The 21,503-nt window shown below is 72.5% G+C and carries 21 protein-coding genes; 12 read left to right on the top strand and 9 right to left on the bottom strand.

What is annotated here, in order from left to right:
* The first annotated feature begins 50 nt into the window (after nucleotides 1–50).
* Together ABZX67_RS05225 and ABZX67_RS05220 are read left to right on the top strand one after the other, a co-directional pair.
* Nucleotides 51–1,484 carry a WGR domain-containing protein gene (locus ABZX67_RS05225; RefSeq protein ID WP_355354805.1) on the top strand — a complete coding sequence of 478 codons (1,434 nt, stop codon included), beginning with the start codon at nucleotides 51–53 and terminating at the stop codon, nucleotides 1,482–1,484.
* Nucleotides 1,481–1,960 (top strand): hypothetical protein, encoded by a 480-nt coding sequence (locus tag ABZX67_RS05220; RefSeq protein WP_355354802.1) that lies wholly within the window; start codon nucleotides 1,481–1,483, stop codon nucleotides 1,958–1,960. Before ABZX67_RS05225 ends, ABZX67_RS05220 begins: the two co-directional genes overlap by 4 nt.
* A gap of 24 nt (nucleotides 1,961–1,984) precedes the next feature.
* Here the strand turns inward: ABZX67_RS05220 and ABZX67_RS05215 are convergent, their stop codons facing one another.
* Nucleotides 1,985–2,407 (bottom strand): DUF350 domain-containing protein, encoded by a 423-nt coding sequence (locus tag ABZX67_RS05215; protein WP_355354799.1) that lies wholly within the window; start codon nucleotides 2,405–2,407, stop codon nucleotides 1,985–1,987.
* Nucleotides 2,408–2,596: 189 nt separating this feature from the next.
* Here ABZX67_RS05215 and ABZX67_RS05210 point away from each other — a divergent pair, with 189 nt between their 5' ends.
* Nucleotides 2,597–3,166 carry a DoxX family membrane protein gene (locus ABZX67_RS05210; RefSeq protein WP_355354796.1) on the top strand — a complete coding sequence of 190 codons (570 nt, stop codon included), beginning with the start codon at nucleotides 2,597–2,599 and terminating at the stop codon, nucleotides 3,164–3,166.
* A gap of 11 nt (nucleotides 3,167–3,177) precedes the next feature.
* Here ABZX67_RS05210 and ABZX67_RS05205 read toward each other — a convergent pair whose 3' ends face one another.
* Nucleotides 3,178–4,062: a DUF5995 family protein gene (locus tag ABZX67_RS05205; protein ID WP_355354793.1), complete on the bottom strand. Its 885-nt coding sequence runs from the start codon at nucleotides 4,060–4,062 to the stop codon at nucleotides 3,178–3,180.
* Nucleotides 4,063–4,611: 549 nt separating this feature from the next.
* Here ABZX67_RS05205 and ABZX67_RS05200 point away from each other — a divergent pair.
* A complete protein-coding gene (locus tag ABZX67_RS05200) occupies nucleotides 4,612–5,193 on the top strand; it encodes a GNAT family N-acetyltransferase (RefSeq protein WP_355354790.1) in 582 nt (193 codons plus the stop codon).
* A 68-nt stretch (nucleotides 5,194–5,261) separates the two neighbouring features.
* Here ABZX67_RS05200 and ABZX67_RS05195 read toward each other — a convergent pair whose 3' ends face one another.
* Together ABZX67_RS05195 and ABZX67_RS05190 are read right to left on the bottom strand one after the other, a co-directional pair.
* Complete coding sequence (locus ABZX67_RS05195; protein ID WP_355354787.1) at nucleotides 5,262–5,534, bottom strand: GlsB/YeaQ/YmgE family stress response membrane protein; 273 nt, start codon at nucleotides 5,532–5,534, stop codon at nucleotides 5,262–5,264.
* A 113-nt stretch (nucleotides 5,535–5,647) separates the two neighbouring features.
* The gene (locus ABZX67_RS05190; protein ID WP_355354784.1) at nucleotides 5,648–5,875 is read right to left on the bottom strand and encodes a DUF5133 domain-containing protein; all 228 of its coding nucleotides are present in this window, start codon (nucleotides 5,873–5,875) and stop codon (nucleotides 5,648–5,650) included.
* Between the two features lie 202 nt (nucleotides 5,876–6,077).
* Here ABZX67_RS05190 and ABZX67_RS05185 point away from each other — a divergent pair, with 202 nt between their 5' ends.
* Together ABZX67_RS05185 and ABZX67_RS05180 are read left to right on the top strand one after the other, a co-directional pair.
* Nucleotides 6,078–7,247: a polysaccharide pyruvyl transferase family protein gene (locus ABZX67_RS05185; protein WP_355354781.1), complete on the top strand. Its 1,170-nt coding sequence runs from the start codon at nucleotides 6,078–6,080 to the stop codon at nucleotides 7,245–7,247.
* A gap of 46 nt (nucleotides 7,248–7,293) precedes the next feature.
* Nucleotides 7,294–8,691 (top strand): FAD-dependent oxidoreductase, encoded by a 1,398-nt coding sequence (locus tag ABZX67_RS05180; RefSeq protein ID WP_355355228.1) that lies wholly within the window; start codon nucleotides 7,294–7,296, stop codon nucleotides 8,689–8,691.
* A gap of 11 nt (nucleotides 8,692–8,702) precedes the next feature.
* On the opposite strand, the gene ABZX67_RS05175 is transcribed toward ABZX67_RS05180, so the two are convergent.
* The 5 genes from ABZX67_RS05175 to ABZX67_RS05155 all read right to left on the bottom strand — a co-directional run bounded on the left by ABZX67_RS05175 (nucleotide 8,703) and on the right by ABZX67_RS05155 (nucleotide 16,618).
* Nucleotides 8,703–9,128 (bottom strand): hypothetical protein, encoded by a 426-nt coding sequence (locus tag ABZX67_RS05175; protein ID WP_355354778.1) that lies wholly within the window; start codon nucleotides 9,126–9,128, stop codon nucleotides 8,703–8,705.
* A 36-nt stretch (nucleotides 9,129–9,164) separates the two neighbouring features.
* Nucleotides 9,165–13,238, bottom strand: coding sequence for a hypothetical protein (locus ABZX67_RS05170; RefSeq protein ID WP_355354775.1), 4,074 nt, complete (start codon nucleotides 13,236–13,238; stop codon nucleotides 9,165–9,167).
* 184 nt (nucleotides 13,239–13,422) lie between these two features.
* A complete protein-coding gene (locus ABZX67_RS05165; RefSeq protein ID WP_355354772.1) occupies nucleotides 13,423–15,006 on the bottom strand; it encodes an AbfB domain-containing protein in 1,584 nt (527 codons plus the stop codon).
* A 75-nt stretch (nucleotides 15,007–15,081) separates the two neighbouring features.
* Nucleotides 15,082–15,612, bottom strand: coding sequence for an RICIN domain-containing protein (locus tag ABZX67_RS05160; protein ID WP_355354769.1), 531 nt, complete (start codon nucleotides 15,610–15,612; stop codon nucleotides 15,082–15,084).
* A 484-nt stretch (nucleotides 15,613–16,096) separates the two neighbouring features.
* Nucleotides 16,097–16,618 carry an ATP-binding cassette domain-containing protein gene (locus ABZX67_RS05155; RefSeq protein WP_355354766.1) on the bottom strand — a complete coding sequence of 174 codons (522 nt, stop codon included), beginning with the start codon at nucleotides 16,616–16,618 and terminating at the stop codon, nucleotides 16,097–16,099.
* Nucleotides 16,619–16,784: 166 nt separating this feature from the next.
* Here ABZX67_RS05155 and ABZX67_RS05150 point away from each other — a divergent pair, with 166 nt between their 5' ends.
* The 6 genes from ABZX67_RS05150 to ABZX67_RS05125 all read left to right on the top strand — a co-directional run bounded on the left by ABZX67_RS05150 (nucleotide 16,785) and on the right by ABZX67_RS05125 (nucleotide 21,441).
* The gene (locus ABZX67_RS05150; protein WP_355354763.1) at nucleotides 16,785–17,159 is read left to right on the top strand and encodes a hypothetical protein; all 375 of its coding nucleotides are present in this window, start codon (nucleotides 16,785–16,787) and stop codon (nucleotides 17,157–17,159) included.
* 11 nt (nucleotides 17,160–17,170) lie between these two features.
* Nucleotides 17,171–18,754, top strand: a complete 1,584-nt coding sequence (locus ABZX67_RS05145) for a peptidoglycan-binding protein (protein WP_355354760.1) — start codon at nucleotides 17,171–17,173, stop codon at nucleotides 18,752–18,754.
* Nucleotides 18,735–19,241 (top strand): protease inhibitor I42 family protein, encoded by a 507-nt coding sequence (locus ABZX67_RS05140; RefSeq protein WP_355354757.1) that lies wholly within the window; start codon nucleotides 18,735–18,737, stop codon nucleotides 19,239–19,241. The genes ABZX67_RS05145 and ABZX67_RS05140 overlap by 20 nt, the downstream gene beginning before the upstream one ends.
* Before the next feature lie 23 nt (nucleotides 19,242–19,264).
* A complete protein-coding gene (locus tag ABZX67_RS05135) occupies nucleotides 19,265–19,675 on the top strand; it encodes a hypothetical protein (RefSeq protein WP_355354754.1) in 411 nt (136 codons plus the stop codon).
* 66 nt (nucleotides 19,676–19,741) lie between these two features.
* Nucleotides 19,742–21,133, top strand: a complete 1,392-nt coding sequence (locus ABZX67_RS05130; protein ID WP_355354751.1) for a DEAD/DEAH box helicase — start codon at nucleotides 19,742–19,744, stop codon at nucleotides 21,131–21,133.
* A gap of 65 nt (nucleotides 21,134–21,198) precedes the next feature.
* Nucleotides 21,199–21,441, top strand: a complete 243-nt coding sequence (locus tag ABZX67_RS05125; protein ID WP_355354748.1) for a DUF5302 domain-containing protein — start codon at nucleotides 21,199–21,201, stop codon at nucleotides 21,439–21,441.
* The last annotated feature ends 62 nt before the right edge of the window (nucleotides 21,442–21,503 follow it).

Below are 21,503 nucleotides of genomic sequence, written 5' to 3'. Positions count from 1 at the left end.
GTGGGACCCGGGGAACACGCCGCCGGGCCTGACCTGGGGAGAGGTCTGCCATGTCGAAGACGTATCTGGAGCTGTCGCAGGACGGTGGCGGCGCGCACAAGTTCTACGAAGTGACGGTGGAGGGGCAGGTCGTGACCGTTCGGTACGGCCGGATCGGAGCCGCCGGGCAGACGCAGACGTCGACGTTCCCCACGACCGAGAAGGCCCAGGCCGCGGCGGCCAAGAAGATAGGGGAGAAGGTCCGCAAGGGGTACGCCCCGGCCGTGCAGGGGCAGCGCGCCCCCCGCTCGGTGACGCGCCGCCAGGTGACGTCGGCGCCCTCCACCGCCCGCCGGGTCGCGCCGGTGCTGTGGCGGTTCCGCACCGGCTCCGCGGCGTTCGGCATCCACATCGACGACGAGCGCTGCTGGGTGGGCAACCAGGCCGGTGACGTCTACACCCTCGCGCACGGCGGCGAGGTCCTCGCCCGCTACCAGCTGCCGGACGGCGTCAAGTGCCTGGTCGCCGACGACTTCTGGATCTACGCCGGCTGCGACGACGGCCGCGTGTACGACCTGTCGTCGAAGCTGCCGTTCGCGGCGTACGACATCGCCGCCGACGTCGACATCTTCTGGCTCGACATCCACCAGGGCGTGCTCAACGTCGCGGACCGCGCCGGACGGCTCACCGTCATCGACCACGAGGACGAGCACCAGTGGGCGCGCGGCGGCCGCGGCGAACACGCCTGGATGGTGCGCGCCGACGACCGGGCCGTCTACCACGGGCACACCCACGGCGTGACGGCGCACACCCCGGACGGCGGATCCGAGCTGTGGCACACGCCCACGCGCGGCGCGGTGCTCTTCGGCTGGCAGGAGGACGACGCCGTGTACGCGGGCACGGGGCATCGCGTCGTCCAGCGGCTGTCGAAGGCCACCGGCGCCATCGAGGCGACGTACGGCTGCGACAGCGCGGTGTACTCGTGCGCCACCTCGCCCGGCGGCCGCTTCGTCTTCGCCGGGGACGGCGCGTCGTCGGTGTACTGCTTCGACCGGGACGGCACGCGGCTGTGGAAGCTCGGCACGGGCAGCGGCTCGGCCCTCTCCATGCAGTACCGCGACGAGCGGCTGTACCTGGTCACCACGGACGGCTCGCTGGTGTGCGTGGACGCGAGCGAGGCGGCGATCGCGGCCGCCCAGCAGGGCACGGTCCCGGTCGCCCGCGACGTGAAGCTCGCCGCCGCCCTGCCCACCTACGCCCCGGCCACCGCCGCCGCCTCGGTGACGACGGTGACCACGGCCCCCGCGGGCTCCGTGGTCGTCGAGTGCGTGCAGGAAGGCGGCCGGACGCGCGTCCACGTCGTGTCGGACGGCTACGACCGGTCGTGGAACGTCCAGTTCCCGCGCGCGATACGCGAGCCGGGCGCGCGGTACGTCGTCGACGCGCTGCACGCCGCGTCGGGCGGCTTCTACCGGGTGCGCGGTGACATCCGGAGGCTCCGGTGACCGGCGCGGGCTTCGAGGCCGCCACGGGCGACGGCCCGGCCCCGGCGGACGGGGCCTCGGCGGAGCGCCGCGCCGCAGAGGTGCGGGTCGCGTTCGAAGGGATGCTCCAGATCAGGCGGCTGACCGGCACCCGGGGCGGCGACCCCGGGGCCCTGCCCGCCGCCTGGGAGCTGAACCAGCCCGTCCGGGCCGTGGCGCTGGCCCTGGAGGCCGCCGGCATCACGCCCTCGGCCGTCGACGCGGACGGCCGGCGCGTCGCGACCGGGTACCGCGTCACGGCGGGGGAGCGGCCCGGGACGGTACGGGTGGAATGGCTCGGCCCGCCCGGCGGCGGAGCCGCCCAGGAGGAGGAGACCGCCCTGTCCGCGTGCGCCCGGGCCCTCACCCCGCTGGGCTGGGAGGCGCTGCTCTACCGAGGCCCGCGCAAACGGCGCTTCCTGGAGGTGGAGCCGCTCCACGGCCACGGCCCGGCCTGATCGGCCCCATCGGCCGAACAGGGCCTAGGCGATGGACGCCGAGATGATGGCCGACACCGCGAGGTTGCACGACACCGTCACCCACACCGCCGGGTGCGGCTCCGGCTCGACCAGCGTGGCACCCAGCCGGCCCGGCGTGATCAGGTCGACCACCCAGAAGGCCACGGCCATCATCACCAGGCCCAGCAGGCCGAACGCCGCGGTGGACACCAGCCCCTTGCCGAAGTCCGTGTACGTCGTCCAGATGGAGGTGAAGACGATGCCGCCGATACCGAGCAGGGCCGAGCTCAGCAGCAGGGCCGCGTTGCGGTTGCGCTGCTCCCAGATCTGCCGGCCGAGCTTTCCGGGCGTCAGCACGTCCACCAGGACGATGCCGAGAATCAGCAGGACCACGCCGAGGGCTCCGTAGGCGCTGGCCCGGCCAAGTCCATTGACGATGTCGCTCATTGAGATGCCGGCTCCGTATCGATGAAAAGATCATGGTGATCGCGGTCAAGCGCGCAAAATGTAGCGCACCAGTTCGGTGCCGTGATGCGGCGGCCATGACCCGGACGGCCCAGCAACGGGCCGACTCGGGGCCGTACGGCGGCCAGAGTGGAGGCGTACGCCCCCACCCGCATGCCCCGGGAGACCTCCATGGACCGCACCACCCGACGCGACCTCGGCCTGTTCCTCCTGCGGGTCGGCACCGGATCGGTACTCGCCGCGCACGGCACCCAGAAGCTGTTCGGCTGGTTCGGCGGCGGAGGCATCGCGGGGACCTCCAAGGCCATGGAGGCCATGGGTTTCCGCCCCGGTCGGCAGAGCGCCATCGCCGCCGGGCTCGGCGAGGCGGGCGGCGGCACGCTCCTCGCCCTCGGACTCGCCACGCCCGCCGCCGGGGCCATCGCGGCCGGTGCCATGGCCGGGGCCGTCTCCGTGCACGCCCCGGCCGGGTTCTTCAACCAGTCCGGCGGCTTCGAGTACCCCGCCTTCCTCGGCTTCACCGCCGCCGCCCTCGGCATGGCGGGCGCGGGCCGGTTCTCCCTCGACCACGCCACCGGCCACCGCTTCGACCAGCCCTGGACCCTGGCCGCCGCCTTCGTCGGCAGCGCGCTCGCCGCGGCCGCCGTCATCGGCAAGCGGGTCATGGACCAGGTGAGCGAGAACGGCAGCGAGAACGGCACCGCGGAAGCCGGCCCGGACGGCACCACCGGGAACGGATGACCAGCCGTCCGTTACGGAGCGGCCGCGACCTCACCGGCCGTCACACCCTCCCGCTGGGCCTGGCAGTACGTGTCGCGCAGCGTGCGGTAGCCCGGGACCTCCACCACGGCCAGCAGGGTCGCCCACTGCGCCGCGTTCGCCTCGATGGCGTCGACCACGCGGGCACGGGCCGCCGGGCCCCCGGCAGCCTCGGCCTCGGCGAGCTGCTCGGCGTAGGACCAGGCCCGCTGGCGCCACAGGCTGAACAGCCCGTGCGCCGTGTACCCGGCAATCGGGTTCCACCGGTCGTCGGCGAGTGAGACCAACGGGTCGTAGCGCCGGGCGACTTCCCGTACGGCCGGACCGTACGCGCGGTCCACCACCGCCTGGAAGCGGTCGTAGTCGCGCTTGCGGCTGGTGCCGTCGGCGCGGGTGAGGCCCAGCGCGGCGAGGACGTACGGCATGTCCCGCTGGATGTGGGCGTTGGCGCCCAGCAGGACGTCCTGACCGGCGTTCACATCACCGGTGCGGGCCGCGTCGAAGGCGATCCGCCAGGCCCTCGGAACCGGCCGCCCGGCGTCGTCGGCGCGGTAGGCGTCCAGGTACAGGTTGAGGAAACCGGTGTTCAGGCTCCCCGCGAGCCACTGCGGTTCGTCGAAGGAGCCCGGCCGCCGGACCGTGTCCTCCAGCGACTGCTGCAGGTGCGTGTAGATGGACGGGAACGGGGCCCGGTGGTCGCACCCGAGACCGTCGCGGAGCCGCGCCAGTACGCGCTTCGCGTCGCGTACGCAGTCGAGCGCGGGGCCGTCGCACGTCAGGCTCCGCTGCCTCGCGGGCACGGAGGAGGGCGCGGGTGCGGCCCCGGCGGGCGCCACCACCGTCGCGCAGAGCACGCCCGAGAGGGTGAGCGCGCCCAACGCCCTTGCGATCCTGTTCTTCCACACCCTGCGGCCTCCCGTCACACGGTGCTGCCGGCCGGCAGCACCGGGACAACGAAGCCCGCGCACAGGGGGTAACGAGGCGGATCAGCGCGTGAAGGTCGCTCCCGGCGCCGCCGGGGGAGGTGGAGGCGACGGGTGACGACAGGGCCGCCAGACGGTCCATCAGGCCCATGCGGGAGGAGATGCCGAGCTCGGCGTGGATGTTGCTGAGGTGGTACCCGACCGTCTTGACGCTGAGATCAGCTCGCCCGCGATCTGCCCGGTTGGTGAAGCCCGTGGTGGCCGGCCGGGCGACGGTGAACTCCAGGGCGGTGAGCGGGACCGTCCTCGGCGAGGGAGGCCCTGGAACACCGAACAGGCAGGGGCTGTGCCACGAAGCCAGGGCGCGGGCGGCGCGGACGGCGGCCATGGCCGGCCCGGGGCATTCCCCGGTCCGGCGGGGCCCCGTGGCACCCTGGCCGTACCCGGGGCGCACCGGACACCCTGGCCGCGACACCCGCCCGGGCCTCGTGACATCGTGGTGCCATGACCATCGAGGTGCGTCCGGCTTCCGTCTTCGAGGACGTCCGCACCGTGCTCGGCCCGAGGTCACCCGGGGCGAACGTCTGCTGGTGCCTGAGCTACCGGATCCCGTCCAAGCTGAACAACGAGCTCCGCGGGCCGGCCCGGGGCGAGTACGTCGCCGAGCTGTGCCGTAACGATCCGCCTCCGGGGGTGCTCGCGTACGACGACGGCGAGCCGGTCGGCTGGGCGGCCGTGGCCCCGCGCGCGGACACCTCCTTCGCTCGCAACCGCAAGATCCCGCACGTCGACGACCTGCCGGTCTGGTCGCTGTGGTGCGTCCGCGTACGCCCCGGACACCGCAAGAGAGGGATCTCGCACGCCCTCATCGCCGGCGCGGTCGAGTTCGCCCGCGCCCACGGCGCACCGGCCGTCGAGGCCTATCCGATCGACAACGGCGACGCCGGCGACGCCAGGGTCGACCTGACGATGGCGTACGCCGGGATCCGGAAGAACTTCGAGCGCGCCGGGTTCGTCCACGCCGCCGACACCACCTCGGTGCTGGCCGGCTGCCCCCGGGTGCTGATGCGGCTCGACCTGCGCTGACGCCGGCCGGCGGGACGGCAGGCGAAAGCCCCGTCAGCCGGTGGCCGACGGGGCTGTGGTGCCGGGGGTCAGGCGTGGGTTCGGGTGCGTCGTCGGGCCCACATGGGGCTGACGAGGCCGATGAGGAGGGCTGCGATACCCACCTGGAAGATGTGCCGGATCCAGTCGATGCCACCGGTCTCCCGCACTCCGAAAGCGGAGGCCAGCGCGTTTCCCACCACGGCGCCGACGATACCGAGGAGGACCGTCAGCCACAGGGGGATGGGCTGGCGTCCCGGGAGGACCAGCTTGGCTACGAGGCCGATGATCAGTCCCGCGATGATGGCCCAGAGAAAAGACACAGCATCTCCTTCCGTTCACTGCCCGACCTTCGGGTACCACTCCGCGTGCCCGCCGTCCGCCGCCCTATGCGTGCGCTGTCGGCCCGGCCTCGCGGCTGCCGGTGCGCCCCCCTTCATCCGGCGAGGAGGGACTCTTCGTCCGACGCCGTACGGAGCAGCTGCCGGCGTGCGGCACGCAGGGCGGCCTCGCCGTCCTGCGTGCCGGTGGAAACGCACAGCGTGTAGGTGACGTCCTCGAGACGTTGTTGCACCGCCGGGCCGCCGGCCTCCGCGTGGAGGGCCTTGAGGGTCTCGTACTCCTCGATCAGCTGGGACAGGACGGCCGGGTGAGCCATCAGCACAACAGTTCTCCTCTCGTCTCCCGGCAGGCGCCGTACGCCTCGGGTGAGAGCGCTCGTTCCCCCCGCGCCCCGGTCCATGCGGGCCCCCCGGGGACGATGGCCGGAAACCACCGGAGCCGCGTCTCCGCCTCCCGAGATGCGTAAATCTCGCCATGCGGTGAACTGGTGTAGGAGTACACGACGGGCGGCGAGGGGGTCGACCATGGACGACCGAAGCACCGTGACCGTAGGAGTCCTCGGTTCCTACGGCGGACGGAACGTGGGCGATGAGGCGATCCTCACCGCCATGCTGGACCGCATCAGGGCCGGGCGCCCCGACGCCCACCTCGTGGTCTTCTCCCGCAATCCCGACGAGAGCCGCCTCCTCCACCCCGACGTGGAGGTGGTCGGCTGGGAAGGTGTGAACAGGGAGCGGATCTCCGAGCACCTGCGCCGGCTGGACGTGCTCGTGCTCGGCGGCGGCGGCATCCTCTACAACACCGAGGCGCGCCGTTACCTGCGGCTGGCCGGCACCGCACAGGAGTACGGCGTCCCCGTCTTCACGTACGCCGTCGGCGCCGGGCCCCTCAGCGACGAGGCCGACTGCGCCTGGGTCCGTACGGCGCTCTCCGGCGCGGCCGAGGTGACGGTCCGCGACGAGGAGTCGAAGCTGGTCCTGGAGGAGGCCGGGCTGAACCGGCCGGTGACGGTTACCGCCGACCCGGCGCTGCTCCTCGAACCCGGCGACGGCGGCGGTGAGCTCCTCCGGGCGGAGGCCGTACCCAGCGCGGTGCGGCTGGTGGGCATGAGCGTGCGGGAGCCCGGCCGTGCGGCCGAGCACCTCGACGAGGACGGCTACCACCAACTCCTCGCCAGTGTCGGCGACTTCCTCGTCCACCGGCTGGACGCCCACGTCGTCTTCGTGCCGATGGAACGCGACGACATCCGGCACGCGCACGCCGTGGTCGCCCACATGATCGAGGCCCAGCGCTGCCGGGTGCTGCACGGCAGCTACCGCCCGCAGCAGGTCCTCGACATCGTCAAGCAGCTGGACCTGGCCATCGGCATGAGGCTGCACTTCCTGATCTTCGCCGCGCTCGCGGGGGTCCCGCTGCTGCCCCTGCCCTACGCGGGGAAGGTCTTCGACTTCGCGCAGGAGATCGGCGCACCGGCCCTGCGCGGCGTGGTCAGGGAGGCCGCGGGCCCCCTCCTGGCCGAGGTGGACCGCCTGTGGGACGAGCGGTCGGCACGCGCGGCGCACACGGCCGCCCGGACGGCGGCGATGAAGGTGAGGGCCGCGGAGACCACCGACCGGCTCCTCGCCTACCTGGACCGCATCGCCCCCCGCGCGCTCGTCCACGGCGACGCGCCGGCCCCGGCCCCGGTCGGCTGACCCGGACGAACCACCGGCTCCCCAGGGAGGAACCGTGACCCACCTGATGCCGCCCCGCGTCCCCCGGAGCGTGCAACTGCCCCCACGCCAGGCGCTGCACGCCGGCTCCACGCAGGTGCTGGTGATCGGGGGCGGGCCGGCCGGGATCGGGGCGGCCATCGGAGCGGCGAACGCGGGCGCCGAGGTGGTCCTCGTCGAGCGGTACGGATTCCTCGGCGGCAACGCCACCGCGGCGCTGGTCATGCCGCTGATGAGCTTCCACAACGAGGTCAAGCAGGCCGTCGTCGGCGATCCCTCCCGGCTCCTGCCGCCCGACCACGGCGAGGGCGAGCCCGTCGTCGGCGGTGTGCTGCGGACGCTGCTCGACCGGCTGGTCAGCGCCGGGGCGGCGATCCGCCCCTCACTGGAGACCGGCTACACGGTCCCCTTCGACCCGGAGCTGTTCAAGCTCGTGCTGTACGAGCTGCTGGAGGTCCACGAGGTGCGCACACTGCTGCACGCCTTCGCCTCCGGCGTCGTCGACCTGCCCGATCGCGCGAGGGCCGTGTTCGAGACCAAGTCCGGGCCCCTGGTCATGGACGCGGACGTGATCGTCGACTGCACCGGCGACGGGGACATCGCCGCCGCGGCCGGCGCCTCGTACGAGATCGGCCGGCCGGAGGACGGCTGGACGCAGCCCATGACGCTGATGTTCCGGATGGCCCGCTTCGACCAGGAGCGGTTCGCCGCGTACGCCCGCGCCAACCCGGACCAGTGGAAGGGCGTGCACGGGCTGTGGGACCTGGTCCGCGCCGCCACCGACGCCGGGGAGCTCGACCTGCCGCGCGAGGACGTGCTCTTCTTCGCCACCCCCAACACCGGCGAGGTCGCGGTCAACTCCACCCGCGTCACCGAGGTGCTCGGCACCAGCGTCTGGGACCTCACCCGCGCGGAGTTCACCGCCCACCGCCAGATGGCGCAGATCGCCCGCTTCCTGAAGGCCCGGGTGCCCGGGTTCGCCGACTCGTACGTCGTGCAGAGCGGCGTCCAGATCGGGGTCCGCGAGACACGCCGGATCACGGGCGAGTACCAGCTGACGGGCGAGGACGTGCTGACCGCCCGGACGTTCGACGACGCCATCGCCCGCGGCGCGTACCCCGTCGACATCCACAACCCGAGCGGCCGCGGCACCACACTCAAACGGCTCCCGCGCGGCCGGTCCTACGACATCCCGCTGCGCTGCCTCTTTCCCCGTGACGTGGACCGGATCCTGGTCGCCGGCCGCTGCATCTCCGGCGACCACGTCGCCCACTCCTCCTACCGCGTCATGCCGATCGCCATGGCCACCGGACAGGCGGCGGGCGTCTGCGCCGCCCTCGCCGCGACCCAGGGCAAACGCCCGCAGGACGTCCCTGCGGGCGTTGTCCAGCGCGAGCTGCGCGCGCAGGGCGCGAGCCTTCACTGAGGAAGACGGGGCTACTCGGCAGGGTCCACCAAGACCCTGAGGTACTCCTCACCGGAGGCCGAGTTCATGTGCTCCGTCACCTGCCAGCCCCCCGCGCCGAGAATGGTGCGCAGTGCCGTGTGCATGGCTTCCTGTGCGGCGGAACCCAGGGCCACGGCCTGTGGGTCCGGCCCCTCCGGTCGGATGATCTGCTGCACGAGTGCCGGACTGGACATCCAGTAGACGTACACCCCTGCGGCTTCGTCGCTGTACGGCGCGTGGAAGACGACGGCCCCGGAGAGGCCTGGGCTCAGGCCGTCGTAGGAAGCACCGGCGTAGACCGCCGGGATTCCCGCGTGACGCAGGGTGTCGGTCACCGCCAGAGCGATGCGCACGAGCCGCATTTCCACATCAGGAGCGCACCTTTGGGGGGCTCCGCCGGAATCGCCGTCACTCATGCCCTGCTCCATGTGATGTCGTGCTTCCATCAGCCGCTACCATCCCGACCGCATCGGCGGGAGCCCTCGCCGCCCACGCGCCTGGTTGATCCAGTTGCCGAGCGTCTCCGTCCACACCTTGTTCATGAACTTGCCGTCAGGAGTCGACGGGTCAGCATAGGGCATGGAAAAGGAGATGTTCGCGCCCTTCGCCCGGGGGTCGGACGCCAGAGCGGGGGTGCATCGACTGGGGCACGGCTCACGCTCCGTGTACAGGTCCGTGATCGAGTCCTTCGCGCCGAGCTGGCTGAGGATGTGCTCCTCGGCATGGCGGTCGTTGTTGCTGAAACCGCGCACGATACGCGTCTTGCCGTCAGGCCCCTTGACCTTCGCCACGGCGACATTGTGGTTCGCTCCCCAGAAACCGGAGTCCAAGCGTGCCTGGAACGCTTCCGTCGCGAGATCACCGCTGTCGTACTCGAGCTTGCAGAGCTTCGACAGCGACGGCTTGTCCGCAGCCAGGGCGAACCGCGCGGTCGCCTGGACCCACGTGCCGTTGCCGGTCCGGAGCCACCGGTCGGACGCGACGGTGCCGGCGGCCGCCTGCTGCGGCCTGCCGGGGACCCAGACGCTCGACTTCGCAACCTTGTTCGGCGCGCTGCCCGTGAGGCAGGAGGAAGCCGCCGTGATCTTCTCCAGTGCTTCCTCGTACTTCTTCAGCTGCTTCCGCGCTTCCGCGGTCTTGTCGAGGAAGTCGTTGATGCCTGCGATGGCCTTCGCGATCTTCGGCAGCTTGCTGGCGATCTTCAGTGCCTTGACGGGGCCGAGGTTCTGGACGATGGCCCACAGGCAGATCCCGATGTCGGGGTCGTCGATGCACGCCTTGATGTCCTCGGCGGCGAGCTCGACGAGGATCTCGGCGCCGTTCTCCATCAGGTAGTCGAGGAGGTTCTGGCCCGCCAGGTCCAGCGCTTCCTGATACCCCTCGGGTGAAAGTCCCGCCTCCTTGAGCGCCTTCTTCATCCGGTCGTCCAGCGCGGGATCGGACAGCCGTTCCTTGGCGGCTTCCTCGCGTGCCTTGCGCTCCTGCTCGCGCTGGTACTCCTCGGCCTTCTTGGCCGCCTCGTCGGCTTGCTTCGCGTAGGTGCCGGCGTTCTTGGCGGCCGTTTCGGCGGAGGTGGCGTGCTCTTCGGCGGAGGTGGCGAGTCTGGCGGCGTCGGCGGCGTCCTTCTCGGCCTGGGTGGCCGCGGCTTGGGCGGTGCTCGCTTCCTTCTCGGCCAGTGCGGCGGCGCCGGCGGCGGCCGCTGCCTGATTCTCCGCGTCGGTGGCGGCGCCGCGGGCGCGTTCGGCTTCGGCTTCGGCCTGGGTGGCGGCGTTACGGGCCGCGGCGGCGTCGGCGAAGGCCTGGTGGGCGGCCTGGCGGGCGAGTTTCGCATCGGCCTGGGCCTGGGCGTCGGCTTCGTTGGCCCGGGCCGCGGCGGCCCGGGCCTTGGCGCCGTCCTCGGCCGCCTGGGCCGCGGACTTCATCGCCGCGGCGGAGGAGCGTGCGGCGCTCGCCGCGGAACGCGCTGCCGCCGCGGCCGCCTTGAAGGCAGGGGCGACTTGGGCGTTGGCGCGAGCGGCGGCCGCCTCGGCCGCTTCGGCGGCCTTGACCGCTTCCGCCGCCCGGGCCTCGGCCTTGGTGACCTCGGCCTGGCCGAGGGCGAGGGCGGCCTGGGCGACTTCGGTGGCGAAGTCGGCGTTGACGTCGCTGCCGGTGAACGGCGTGGTGAGGAGGATGGCGGTGTTGGCCGGATCGGCGATACCGGCCGCGGTGGTCCTGGCCGAGGTGGCGGCCTGGACGGCGGTGGTGGCCTGCAGCCGGGCCATCGCCGCTTCCCGGGTGGCGCCTTCGGCCTCCTGGCGGGTGCGGTTGGCGGCCTGGAGGGCCTGGTTGGCCTGCAGGGCGGCCAGACCGGCCAGTCGGCCCGCCTCGTGGGCGGCGATCCCGGCCCTGGCTTCCTGCGCGGTGGCCTCGGCGGCCTTGGCGCCCGCCCGCTGAGCCGCGGCGCGGGTGGCGGCGGCCTGGGACTCGGCCTTGCCGGCCGCGGCGTCGGCCGCGAAGGCGGCGGCTTCGGCCTTGCCCGCGGCGGCGTCGGCCCGCGCGGCGTGCGCGGTGGCCTCACTGGCCGCCGCCCGTGCCCGCGCGGCCGCACCGGCCGCCTCGATGGCCGCCGAACGCGAACGCACCGCCGCCCCGGATGCCTCATCGGCCGCGCCACGCGCCGAACCGGCCGCCACCCCGGCCGCGTTGGCGGCCGAGCGGGCCTCGCCGGCCGCAGCCCGCGCGGTTTCGGCGTGCTCGGTGCCCTGCGCCTTGGCGGCCAGAGCCTCGGTGGCCCGGGCCCGCGCCTCCTCGGCCTTGTGGAGGCGTTCGGCTTCCACCGCCTTGTCGCGGGCGGAACGGGCTTTGGTCTCCTCACCACGGGCGAGCTCGTCGGCCCGGGCCGCGATGCCCTCCTGGGTCTGTGCGGTGGCGCGCTTGTCCGCCGCCACGGCCGCGGCGGCCTGCGCCTCGGCCCGCTTGGCCGACGCCGTGCGCGCCTCGGCCTCGGCCACCCCACGCGCCCTGGCGGCGCTGTCCCGCTCCCGCTCCGCCCGCGCCCGCGCGGCTGCCGCCGCCTCACGTTCCCGCTCTGCGATCACCCGCTGCTCGGCCGCGACCTTGGCCTGGTACTGCGCCTCGATCCGCGCCTCGCGGGTCTTCTTGGCGTGCTCCCACGCCTGCTTCTCGGCCTGCTCGGCCTCGATCCTGGCCTTGCGGGACGCGGCCGCCGCATCCGCCGCGATCTTCGCCTGCCCGGCTGCCGCATCGGCCAGCTGGGCCGCCGCCTTCGCGTGCTGCTCGGCGTTGGCCCGCCACTTCACCGCCTGCTGCGCGTGCAACTCGGCCTGGTTCTTGGCGTTCAGCCCCGCCGCGTCGGCGGCCGTCGCGTCCACCGCGTGCCGGGCGGTCGCCGCCGCCGTGGCCGCCGCCTGTGCCGAAGCCGCGATCCCCGAGGCGACCTGCGACCACTGAACACCGTGCGTCAGACCGGTCTCGACCAGCACACCGGCCTGCACCGCGGCCTGTCCGGCCGCCACCTGCGCCTGCTTCGCCGCCGTGTCGGCGATCTCGACCTGCCGGACGATCTCCGCCTTCACCGGCCCGTAGTCGGAGACCCGCTTGCCCGCCCGGTCGGCGGCGAGCATGCGGTCGGCCTCACGGGACTGCGCGGCTGCCGCGTTCATCGCGTTCGACGCGCCCTTCAGCGCCTTCACCGCGTCACCGTGCGCCGCGATCAGCTTCGTCCGGGCCTCGGCGGCCCGCGCCGCGTTCTCCGCCAGCTTCCGCAGCCGCTCGGCCGCCTCCAACGCCTCCTTCTGCGCCTTCTCGTGCGCCGCCCGGTCCTCCGCGTCCTTCCGCGCGGCGATCAGGTATCCCTTGTCCAAGAACGCGGCGATCGCCGTGTCGTCGCCCGTGGCCAAAGCGGCCTGCGCGGCCCGCTTCACCTCCGGACCACCGACCGCGACCAGCATCTCGACCCGCTTGCGGTTCTCCGCCGCCCGTTCCTTCTCGTTCTGCGCCGTTGCCGCATCCCGCTGCCGCGCGATGTCGGCCCCGAACGCCAGGAAGTCGGCCCGCTCCCGCGCGGTGCCCTTCAGGACCCGCTCGACCTCGGCGTTGAAGAACGCGCCACCGGTTCCGCGCAGCGCCTCGATGCGCTGCCGGTTGGCGACATCCGTCGCCTCCCTCTTGTCCTTCGCGCGCTGCCGCGCCGCGGCCTCCCCACGCTCCAGGAACTCCCGGATCGCGTTCGGGTCGGCGCTCTCCAACGCCTTCCTGGCGGCCTCGCGGACTTCCTCCTCCTCGTCGAACTCCGCGAAGTCCTCCACCAACTGCCGGTCGCGCTCCGCGCTGATCGCATCCAGTGCGGAAGGCGCCGCAGGCGGCGGGACGGATGCGGCCTGCGGCACACCGGCCATCAGGCGCGTCAGCGCGACCGCCTCACCCGGCCTCGCCGGCGCCACAGCCCCGGCCTCCCCCACCACACCACCGAGGATGGCCACGGCCATGACGGCCGACACGGCCCTGCCCACAACACCGGGCACACGGCCCCGGACTCGTATCCTTCCGGCGCCCGGCCGGAATCTTCCCCTCACGGGAAACCCCTTCAACTCGATCGAACCGCAAAACAAAACGGAAAAAGAAACCCCTGCCGTCGACGCGACGGGCAGGGGAGACAGGCCCGGGGCCGCACCCGCGAACAGAGCGGCACCGGGGGCACCGGCCGACTCAGGGCGCGAGCGGGGGAGCGACCTTCCAACTGGACGCCTGGCGGGCGTCGTCGGTGGTGTAGTGCTGCGCCACGTACAGGTCGCCGGCCATGTGGCGCAGCGAGCGCTGCTCGGGTCCGACGGCCCATGTGAACGACGTGCCGGAGCCGTTCTGGCCCTTGGTCGCGCACCAGGTCGCGCTCTGCCTGAAGGCCGCGCTGCGGTCGTCCGCGGCGATCCGCACCCGCAGCGACGGCAGGTCGCCCTTGAGGTAATGGCCGGGCTTGCGGACGGACTCGAAGGAGTAACACCCGGGCAGGCCGGCGAGGGAGGGCACGACGACCCAGGTGGCGTCCTCGCGGTCGGTCTGCCTGCTCTTGGCGTCCAGGGGCCCGAGGAAGCCCTCGCCGCCGTCCTGGCTGGACTGACGGGCGAACCAGCCCGCCAGCTTCTTGTCCCCCGACTGCAGGGACTGGCGCTTGAGCCGGTACTGCGTGTCCTCCTTGAGGAACTCCGCGACGGCGTCGTCGGTACCGGCCAGTGCCTTCTGCGCGGCGGCGGCCAGGTGGGGGTTCACGCCGCTGTTCTGGGCGGCGGCCTGGATCTGCAGGGCGAGCTTGCGGTTCGCCTCCGCGAGCTTCTTGCGCCGGTTCTCGTCGTCGCGCTTGTACGCGGCGTCGGCACCGCTGTGGATGAACGCCTTCCAGTCCGCGGCGTTCCCGCTCGCCACCGCCCGCTGCGCGGCCGCGAGCAGCTCGGAGCCCTTGAGATCGGCGGGAGCCAGGCGCAGCAGCTCGCGGATGAAGTTGTCGTCGCCGAGGGCGAGCATGGCCTCGGAAGGAGCGACGCGGAACAGGGCGGCCGCACTCTTGCGGGCGGCCAGCTCCTTGCGGCGCTCGGCCTCCTTGCGGTCCTGCTCGGCCAGGTCCTCCAGTTCCCTGGCCACGTCACGGCTGTGGGCCTCGCGCGCACCGTTGACGATGAACTCCCGCCAGTCGGCCGGCTCCCCGGCCAGCGCCTTCAGCGCCGCGGCCCGCACCTCCGGACCGGATGCCGTGTGCCGCGCGACGGCCCGGATGAAGTTGTCGTCGCTCAGCGCCAGCAGTTCGGGAGTGCCGGCGATGCCGATGGCCACCAGCACCTGGGACTTGGCATGCCGGGCCGCCCGCTCGGCCGCGGCCTTCTCCAGCTCGCGCTGCTGATCGAGCCGGTACGCCGCGTGGATGCCGGTGACGATGAACCGCGTGTGCTCCTCGGCCGCCGTGCCGGCCATCGCCTGCTCGGCCGCCGTCCGCACGGCGTCCAGCCGCTCGCCGGCGTCCCGGGCCTTCTGCCACAGCGCGTGCACGAAGTCGTAGTCGCTGAGCAGGAGCACGTCCGCCGTCGGATCCAGGCGGACCACGGCCGCCGCCTCCACCCGCTGCGTTTCGGTGGTACCGATCCCGGCCGCGCGCGCCACGGCGTCCGCCGCCTCCGGCTTGCCGTCGGCCACGGCCGTGCCCGGCAGCACCGCACCGGTCACCGCTGCCAGCGTGGTCGCGGTCACCAGTCCGCGCGAGACGATCCGCCGCATCCACGGGGAAGCGATGTGCTTGGTGTTCATACTGATGTGAAAACCCCTCCGTCGCCTGTCATCAGACGACATGGCAGTTCAAGAGCCACGAGCAACCAGGTGTCGTCAGTTGACGAAGGCGAGACGCCACTCCTGGCTGGGCATGTTGTCGAAGCACTCCACGACGTACGCCGCCGGTTCCTCCCCCGGGGAGGTCCCGCCCAGGGTCACGCACTCCTTCGGGGCGTCGACCGGGCGCAGCTGCAGCCGGTTCTTCTCGCCGCCCTCGAGGAACTCGTACGACCAGCGCTGGGCGGTCGAACCGTTGCACCACTCCTGCACGACCGCGGCGCTCTGCGACGGGCGGTACGCGAGGCACCGACCGCTGTGCGCGGCGGCCAGCTCCCAGCCCGGCTTGTCATCGGCTCTCATCCGGAAGACCTGGTGGAGTACGGCGCTGTCGCAGTCGCCCTCGATCGCGTGGGCCCCGTTGCGCAGGCTGCCGTTGGCGATCGTGAGGCACTTGCCGCGGTACTTGACCTGGAGCTGCAACTGCGTCCCCTCGGCGGCGGACGCGGGCGCCGTTGCGGCGGTGGCGAGCAGGGTGAGCAGTCCGGCGCCGACGGCCAGGGCTGAGCGGAGTCGGTGGAATGTCATGGGATCCGTTCTGTTCTTGCGGAAAGGGTTCGACGGGGGCGCGGCACGGCCCACCGCCGTACGCGAGTGACTGCGGAGAGTCACCGGGCGTGCGCAGCGCTGGACGCCACGGCGCGGTGATGTGCCGGAATCCGGCGAGGAGATGTCTCAGGCGTCGCCTACGACATGGGGGGCCGGGCTCGGGCCTCAGCCGGTGAAGAAGCTCGCCTTCGTGGCGGCGGTGCGGCCTCGCCGCCCGCCGGGCGACGCGACAACGGAAACGGCCGTCCTCAAGCCTGCGCACACAAGCCTACGGCTCACGGTTCTCCCCCGGTTCACGAACGCCGGAGTGCACACGGCTCGGCGAGGTGCGGTCAACACCTCGCCGGTCCCCTCCGGTGCGTACCCCGGTCAAGCTGGTCGTCCACGACGCTATCCGGCACATGATCAACAGTGCAAGGATCACTTCTTGCCATTGAAGTGATCTTTTAAAGCCACATAGGGGTCATGCTGTGTCATCCACGGGCAGTTCCAGGCGGCGTCCCTGGAAGCGTCCGCGGAGGAGCCGGTCGTGGGTGACGACGACCAGCGTGCCCGTGCAGGGGGTCAGGGCCGCCTCGCTCTCTTCCACCAGGCCGGGGGCCAGGTGGTTCGTGGGCTCGTCCAGCAGCAGCAGGTCGAGGGCACCGGCCGTCACGAGCCGGGCCGGTTCGAGCTTGCGGCGCTGTCCGACGGACAGCTCGCGCAGGGGGACGGTGAGGTCGGCGGTGTGGAACAGGCCGAGCGCGAGCAGTTCGTCGGCGTGCTCGTCGGGGTGTCCCGCCCTGTCGGCCGCGAGGGCCGCCGGCGGGGTGCGCGCGTCGAAGGCGGCATCGGGGGCGCTCCGCTGACAGAGGAATCCGACCCGCGGCGGCCGGCGCACGACACCCTCCTCCGACGTCAGTTCACCGGCCGGCAACTGGAGGAGGGTGCTCTTGCCGACGCCGTTGGGACCGGTGACGAGGAGTCGTTCGGCCGGGGCGAGCACCAGGGACGGAACGTGAGGCGCACCACGGCCGTCAACGGGGTGTGCGCATCCCGTGTGCGCGCTTGATGTGGAGGAGGTGTGCGTGGCCGATGACCATGATCGTTCGTGTGTACGGTGCGTGTTAGCCTGCCCGCGGTCGTGATCGGATGCGTACGGGGGAGGCACGGTGGGCCAGGACGGCTACCAGATCAAGGCGGGGATGACGGGCCAGGCCCAGCAACTCGACAACGCCGGCACGGACATGGACGGCGTCAGCTCGGCCGTCAAGGCCCGCACGACGTACTCGTACAGCAATGTCGGCGGCGATGACGCCGCGTCCGCGCTGAACGCGTTCGTCAAGGCCTGGGAAGCGGAGGCCAAGACGCTGGCGTCGGCGTTGCACGAGCTCGGTGCCAAGGTGCAGCTGGCCAAGAAGGACTACCGCGGCTCCGACGGCCTGGTGCGGACGCAGGTGGACAGCGTCCCCGCCGGCGGCAAGAGCGGTCTCGCCGACACATCGACGCAGGCGGAGCGGCGCAGCTCGGCCCTGTCGAGCTACTGAGGAACGGTCCGGTGTCCTTCTTCTCCTCTCCTTTCGACTCCCCTTCCTTCCGTCTCGCGTGGCTCGCCGGGCTGTCCAAGAAGATGCTCGCTGCCGGGAGCAAGAACGAGCTCCTCGACCTGATCGACAACGCCCTCTCCGTGCCCGCGCCCGGCGGCGACCAGGGCGTGCTGGAGAACGCGGCAAGGCTCTACCGCAGCCAGGTCGACCAGGTCGGCAGCGTCTTCGACCAGGTCGACCGGGTGGGCCGCAAGGGCCTTCCGGAGGTATGGGTCGGCGACACGAGCGTCCTCGCCTCCGACGCGGTGAACGCCGTCGGCCGGTCCGTGACCCAGATGAGCGAGGCGTTCAACGGTGGCGCGACGACGCTGCTGACGCTGGCCGACGCCATCGCCGCCGCGCAGCGCAAGGACGAGCAGGGCCGCGGACAGCTGCTGGAGCAGAAGAAGATCCTCGGCGGCAAGGACGGCTTCTTCGACGACATGCACGAGAACGACGAGGAGGAGTGGGACCGCCTGAACGCCTGCCACTTCGGCTCCTACGCGGTCGACATGATGCACGCCGCCGTCTCCGAGGCGCAGGAGGCCAGCCGCGTCGCGGCCCGGGACCTGAACAAGTGGGCCGCCGAGGCACGGGCCGGGAAGATGGGGACCAGCGAACTCACCGCCGTCGACAAGGTGATGCTCGCCGACACCGGTGTCGCGGGCGCCCACACCGAGCTGAACGAGATCCTCACGCCCGCCGACCTGGCGCGCGCGTCGACCCGTATGGACCGGCTGAGCCTGGACGACGCGACGGCCATGGAGCGGATGCTGGCGAAGTCGAACAGTCCGGAGGAGCGGGCCTACCTGATGAAGGCCCTGGCCGCCGGTCACAGCGTCACAGAGATCGGGAAGTTCCAGGACAAGATTCACGACAAGGACCCCGACTGGCTGCGCCGGCACCTCTCTCCGGTGGTCACCGGCGCGGACAGCATGAAGGACAAGGGCCTGGAGCAGGACGGCTCGAACAAGAACAAGGACCACGTGACCTTCAACGGCCAGCTGTGGATCCAGGGCGGCGACGGCTCCGAGGGCACCTGCGTGGCCTCGTCCACCGTCACCTCCCGCGCCATGGTCGACCCCGTGTACGCGCTCCAGCTCACCGGCGGCCCCGACGGTCAGCAGGACGACCCCGTGGCCTTCAGGCAGCGCCTGGTGGCCGAACAGCACCGGCTGCACACCGAAGGCGAAGGCGGTGAGAAGTGGACCGGCATGGGACCCGAGGGGCAGGAGCGGATCAACGACACCCACGTCGGCAGTGCCACCGGCACCGACTACCAGCGCCAGGACCTGAACACCGCCGCCGACCGCAGGGCGATCCTCACCGAGGTCGAGAAGTCGGTGGCGCAGGGCCGGCCGGTGCCGGTCGACGTCTCGGGCGAGAAGGGCGCCCACGCCATGACCATCATCGCCCAGGAGGGTGACATGCTTCAGGTGTACAACCCCTGGGGCACGACCACCTGGGTCAGCGAGGACGACTTCATCAACGGCCGCATGGGCAAGGCTTCCAGCAGTGAACTCCCCAACGCGTACAGTGTCTACCTTCCGCGGTAGCAGGGGCGGTGCCGCGATCGCGGCGGCCGCGCTCCTCGCTCTCACCACGGGCTGCGGCCCGGGCACCGACGAACCGGCCGGCGGCGCGCGGACCGTCGACCACCCGGTGAAGGACACCACCATCGACGCCAAGCCGGGCGAGCGCTTCGCGCTCACCGTCGACCAGAACGTCTCCACCCGCGAGCACTGGTACCTGGTCGACCCCAAGCCCGACAGCTCCGTGCTGGTCAGCCGCGGCCAGGAGTACGCGTCGGACTCCGGCGACGAGCCGGTGGCCGGCGCCGGCGGGCGACTCACCTTCACCTTCGAGGCGAAGGGCAAGGGCACCACCCGCTTCACGCTGCTGCACTGCACGTTCACCACCTGCCAGGGCCACACCTCCACCCGGCCCCCCGCGACGACCGGCCCCTCCGCCACCCCGACCGCGGGGTCGGCCACCCCCTCCCCGGCACCCGAGCGCATCACCTACACCGTCACCGTCGACTGAGCCGAGACACCCGAGGCCCCACCATGAACGACGCCCCGTACCCGCCGGAGCGCACGGACGACGAGCTGGCCCAGCTCGACATCACCGTCCTGCTGCGCTACGGCCTCACCGCCGGGCCCGGCACCCGGCGCACCGCCCTCTTCGGCGACGGCGCCGCGGCCGCGGCCGTCATCCTCGACCGCCTCGGCACCGAGCCGCGCTCGGTCTCCTTCCTCGCCGACACCGTGCGCGCCGGCGGACTCGCCCACGCCGCGGAACTGCCCGAGCCCCTGCCGCGCCCGGAGGCGGCCGTCCTCGTACGGGAGTGGCTTCGGGCCGGCACCGAGATCGTGGGCGGGCCCGCCGCCGACGACACCGCGGCCACCTGGCTGCGCGCCGTCGCGACCCTCATCGAAATGAAGCAGCTGAACCGGGCGCGGGACGGGAGCACGTGATCCGACCTGTAAAGTAGTGCAGTCCTGCCGGGCCTTCCTCGGTACGTTCCCTGCGGAAGGCTCTTCATGAAGCACCCCGACGACTCCGGCACCGCCCACGGCGGTCCGGCGCTGCCCCCGGCCGTCTCCTTCGCCGATCTGGAACTGCCGGCGGAGGTCCTGAGCACGCTGAGCGGACTCGGGGTGCGTGAACCCTTCCCGATCCAGGCGGCCACGCTGCCCGACGCCCTGGCGGGACGCGACGTCCTGGGGCGCGGGCGCACCGGATCCGGCAAGACGCTCGCCTTCGGCCTGCCGCTGCTGACCCGCACGGCCGGGCGGCGCGCCGAACCCAAGCAGCCCCTCGCCCTGGTCCTCGTCCCCACCCGTGAGCTGGCCCAGCAGGTCACCCAGGCGCTGACGCCGTACGCCGAGGCCTTGCGGCTGCGGATGGCCACGGTCGTCGGCGGCATGTCGATCGGCCGGCAGGTCGCCGCGCTGCGCGAGGGCGCCGAGGTGGTCGTCGCCACCCCCGGACGCCTGCACGACCTGATCGAGCGCAACGCCTGCCGCCTGGGACGCGTGAGGATCACCGTGCTGGACGAGGCCGACCAGATGTGCGACATGGGATTCCTGCCGCAGGTGGTCGAGGCGCTCGACCAGGTACACCCCGACGGTCAGCGGATGCTGTTCTCGGCCACCCTGGACCGCGACGTCGATCAGCTGGTCCGCCGCTATCTCCACGACCCCGTCGTCCACTCGGTCGACCCGTCCGCGGGCACCGTCTCGACGATGGCGCACCACGTCCTGGTCGTCCACGGCCCCGACCGCTACGCCGTCACCACGGAGATCGCCGCCCGTGACGGCCGCGTCCTGCTCTTCCTCGACACCAAGCACGCCGTCGACCAGCTCACCCGGCACCTGCGGGCCGGCGGGGTGCACGCCGGGGCCCTGCACAGCGGCAAGTCCCAGCCGCAGCGCACCCGGACCCTGGCGCAGTTCAAGAACGGCCAGATCACCGTTCTGGTGGCCACCAATGTCGCGGCCCGCGGCCTGCACGTCGACGACCTCGATCTCGTGGTCAACGTCGACCCGCCCACCGACCCCAAGGACTACGTGCACCGCGCCGGCCGCACCGCCCGCGCCGGCGAGTCCGGCAGCGTGGTCACGCTCGTGCTGTCGGGCCAGCGCCGCGAGACGAGCCGCATGATGGCCGAGGCCGGCATCGAGCCGACCGTCACCAAGGTGCGCTCGGGCGAGGCGGAGCTGAGCCGCATCACCGGCGCCAAGGCCCCCTCCGGCACCCCGCTCGACGGCGGGCCGGCCGCCCCCCGGCCCAAGAACACCAACGCTCCCTTCCGCGGCCTCGGCACCAGCAAGGGCACCTCCCGCGGTGCCGGCGGCACGTCCCGCAAGGCCGGTGAGGCCCGCAAGCTCGCCGAGGCCCGCAAGGCCGCCCTCGTGCGCCGCAACGGCTGAGAGCACGCGCACTGCCCCCGGCATGACAAGCTGTGCCGGTCCCTTCCCGAATCCAGGAGGTCACCATGACCGCAGAGCCCGTACCTACGGAGGGTTCGGAGCCGGCCGTCCCCGAGACGCCCCCTCTGGCGCCGGACAACGACGGCACCTACGACCTCAAGCGCAAGTTCCGTGAAGCCCTGGCGCGCAAGCGGGGCGCACAGGCGGACGCGGCGGACGTCGCCGCCAACCCGGACGCGTCGAAGGTGCGCGCGGCGCACGGCCCGGCCGCGAGCCAGCGGTCGTTCAGGCGCAAGAGCGGCGGCTGAGCCGATCAGTCCCCCGGTCCGCGCCTGCGGCAGGCGCGGACCGTTAGCCGATCAGGGCGAGG

Source organism: Streptomyces sp. NPDC003036 (genome assembly GCF_040611175.1).
Lineage (GTDB): Bacteria > Actinomycetota > Actinomycetes > Streptomycetales > Streptomycetaceae > Streptomyces.
This window is presented reverse-complemented; position numbering and strand designations above follow the sequence as displayed.

Coding starts and splice junctions, on each gene's coding strand:
- ABZX67_RS05200 (WP_355354790.1), top strand. CDS start 4,612: ATGACCATCGAGGTGCGTCCGGCTTCCGTCTTCGAGGACGTCCGCACC.
- ABZX67_RS05175 (WP_355354778.1), bottom strand. CDS start 9,128: ATGAGTGACGGCGATTCCGGCGGAGCCCCCCAAAGGTGCGCTCCTGAT.
- ABZX67_RS05210 (WP_355354796.1), top strand. CDS start 2,597: ATGGACCGCACCACCCGACGCGACCTCGGCCTGTTCCTCCTGCGGGTC.
- ABZX67_RS05135 (WP_355354754.1), top strand. CDS start 19,265: ATGAACGACGCCCCGTACCCGCCGGAGCGCACGGACGACGAGCTGGCC.
- ABZX67_RS05160 (WP_355354769.1), bottom strand. CDS start 15,612: ATGACATTCCACCGACTCCGCTCAGCCCTGGCCGTCGGCGCCGGACTG.
- ABZX67_RS05165 (WP_355354772.1), bottom strand. CDS start 15,006: ATGAACACCAAGCACATCGCTTCCCCGTGGATGCGGCGGATCGTCTCG.
- ABZX67_RS05225 (WP_355354805.1), top strand. CDS start 51: ATGTCGAAGACGTATCTGGAGCTGTCGCAGGACGGTGGCGGCGCGCAC.
- ABZX67_RS05180 (WP_355355228.1), top strand. CDS start 7,294: ATGCCGCCCCGCGTCCCCCGGAGCGTGCAACTGCCCCCACGCCAGGCG.
- ABZX67_RS05125 (WP_355354748.1), top strand. CDS start 21,199: ATGACCGCAGAGCCCGTACCTACGGAGGGTTCGGAGCCGGCCGTCCCC.
- ABZX67_RS05215 (WP_355354799.1), bottom strand. CDS start 2,407: ATGAGCGACATCGTCAATGGACTTGGCCGGGCCAGCGCCTACGGAGCC.
- ABZX67_RS05130 (WP_355354751.1), top strand. CDS start 19,742: ATGAAGCACCCCGACGACTCCGGCACCGCCCACGGCGGTCCGGCGCTG.
- ABZX67_RS05185 (WP_355354781.1), top strand. CDS start 6,078: ATGGACGACCGAAGCACCGTGACCGTAGGAGTCCTCGGTTCCTACGGC.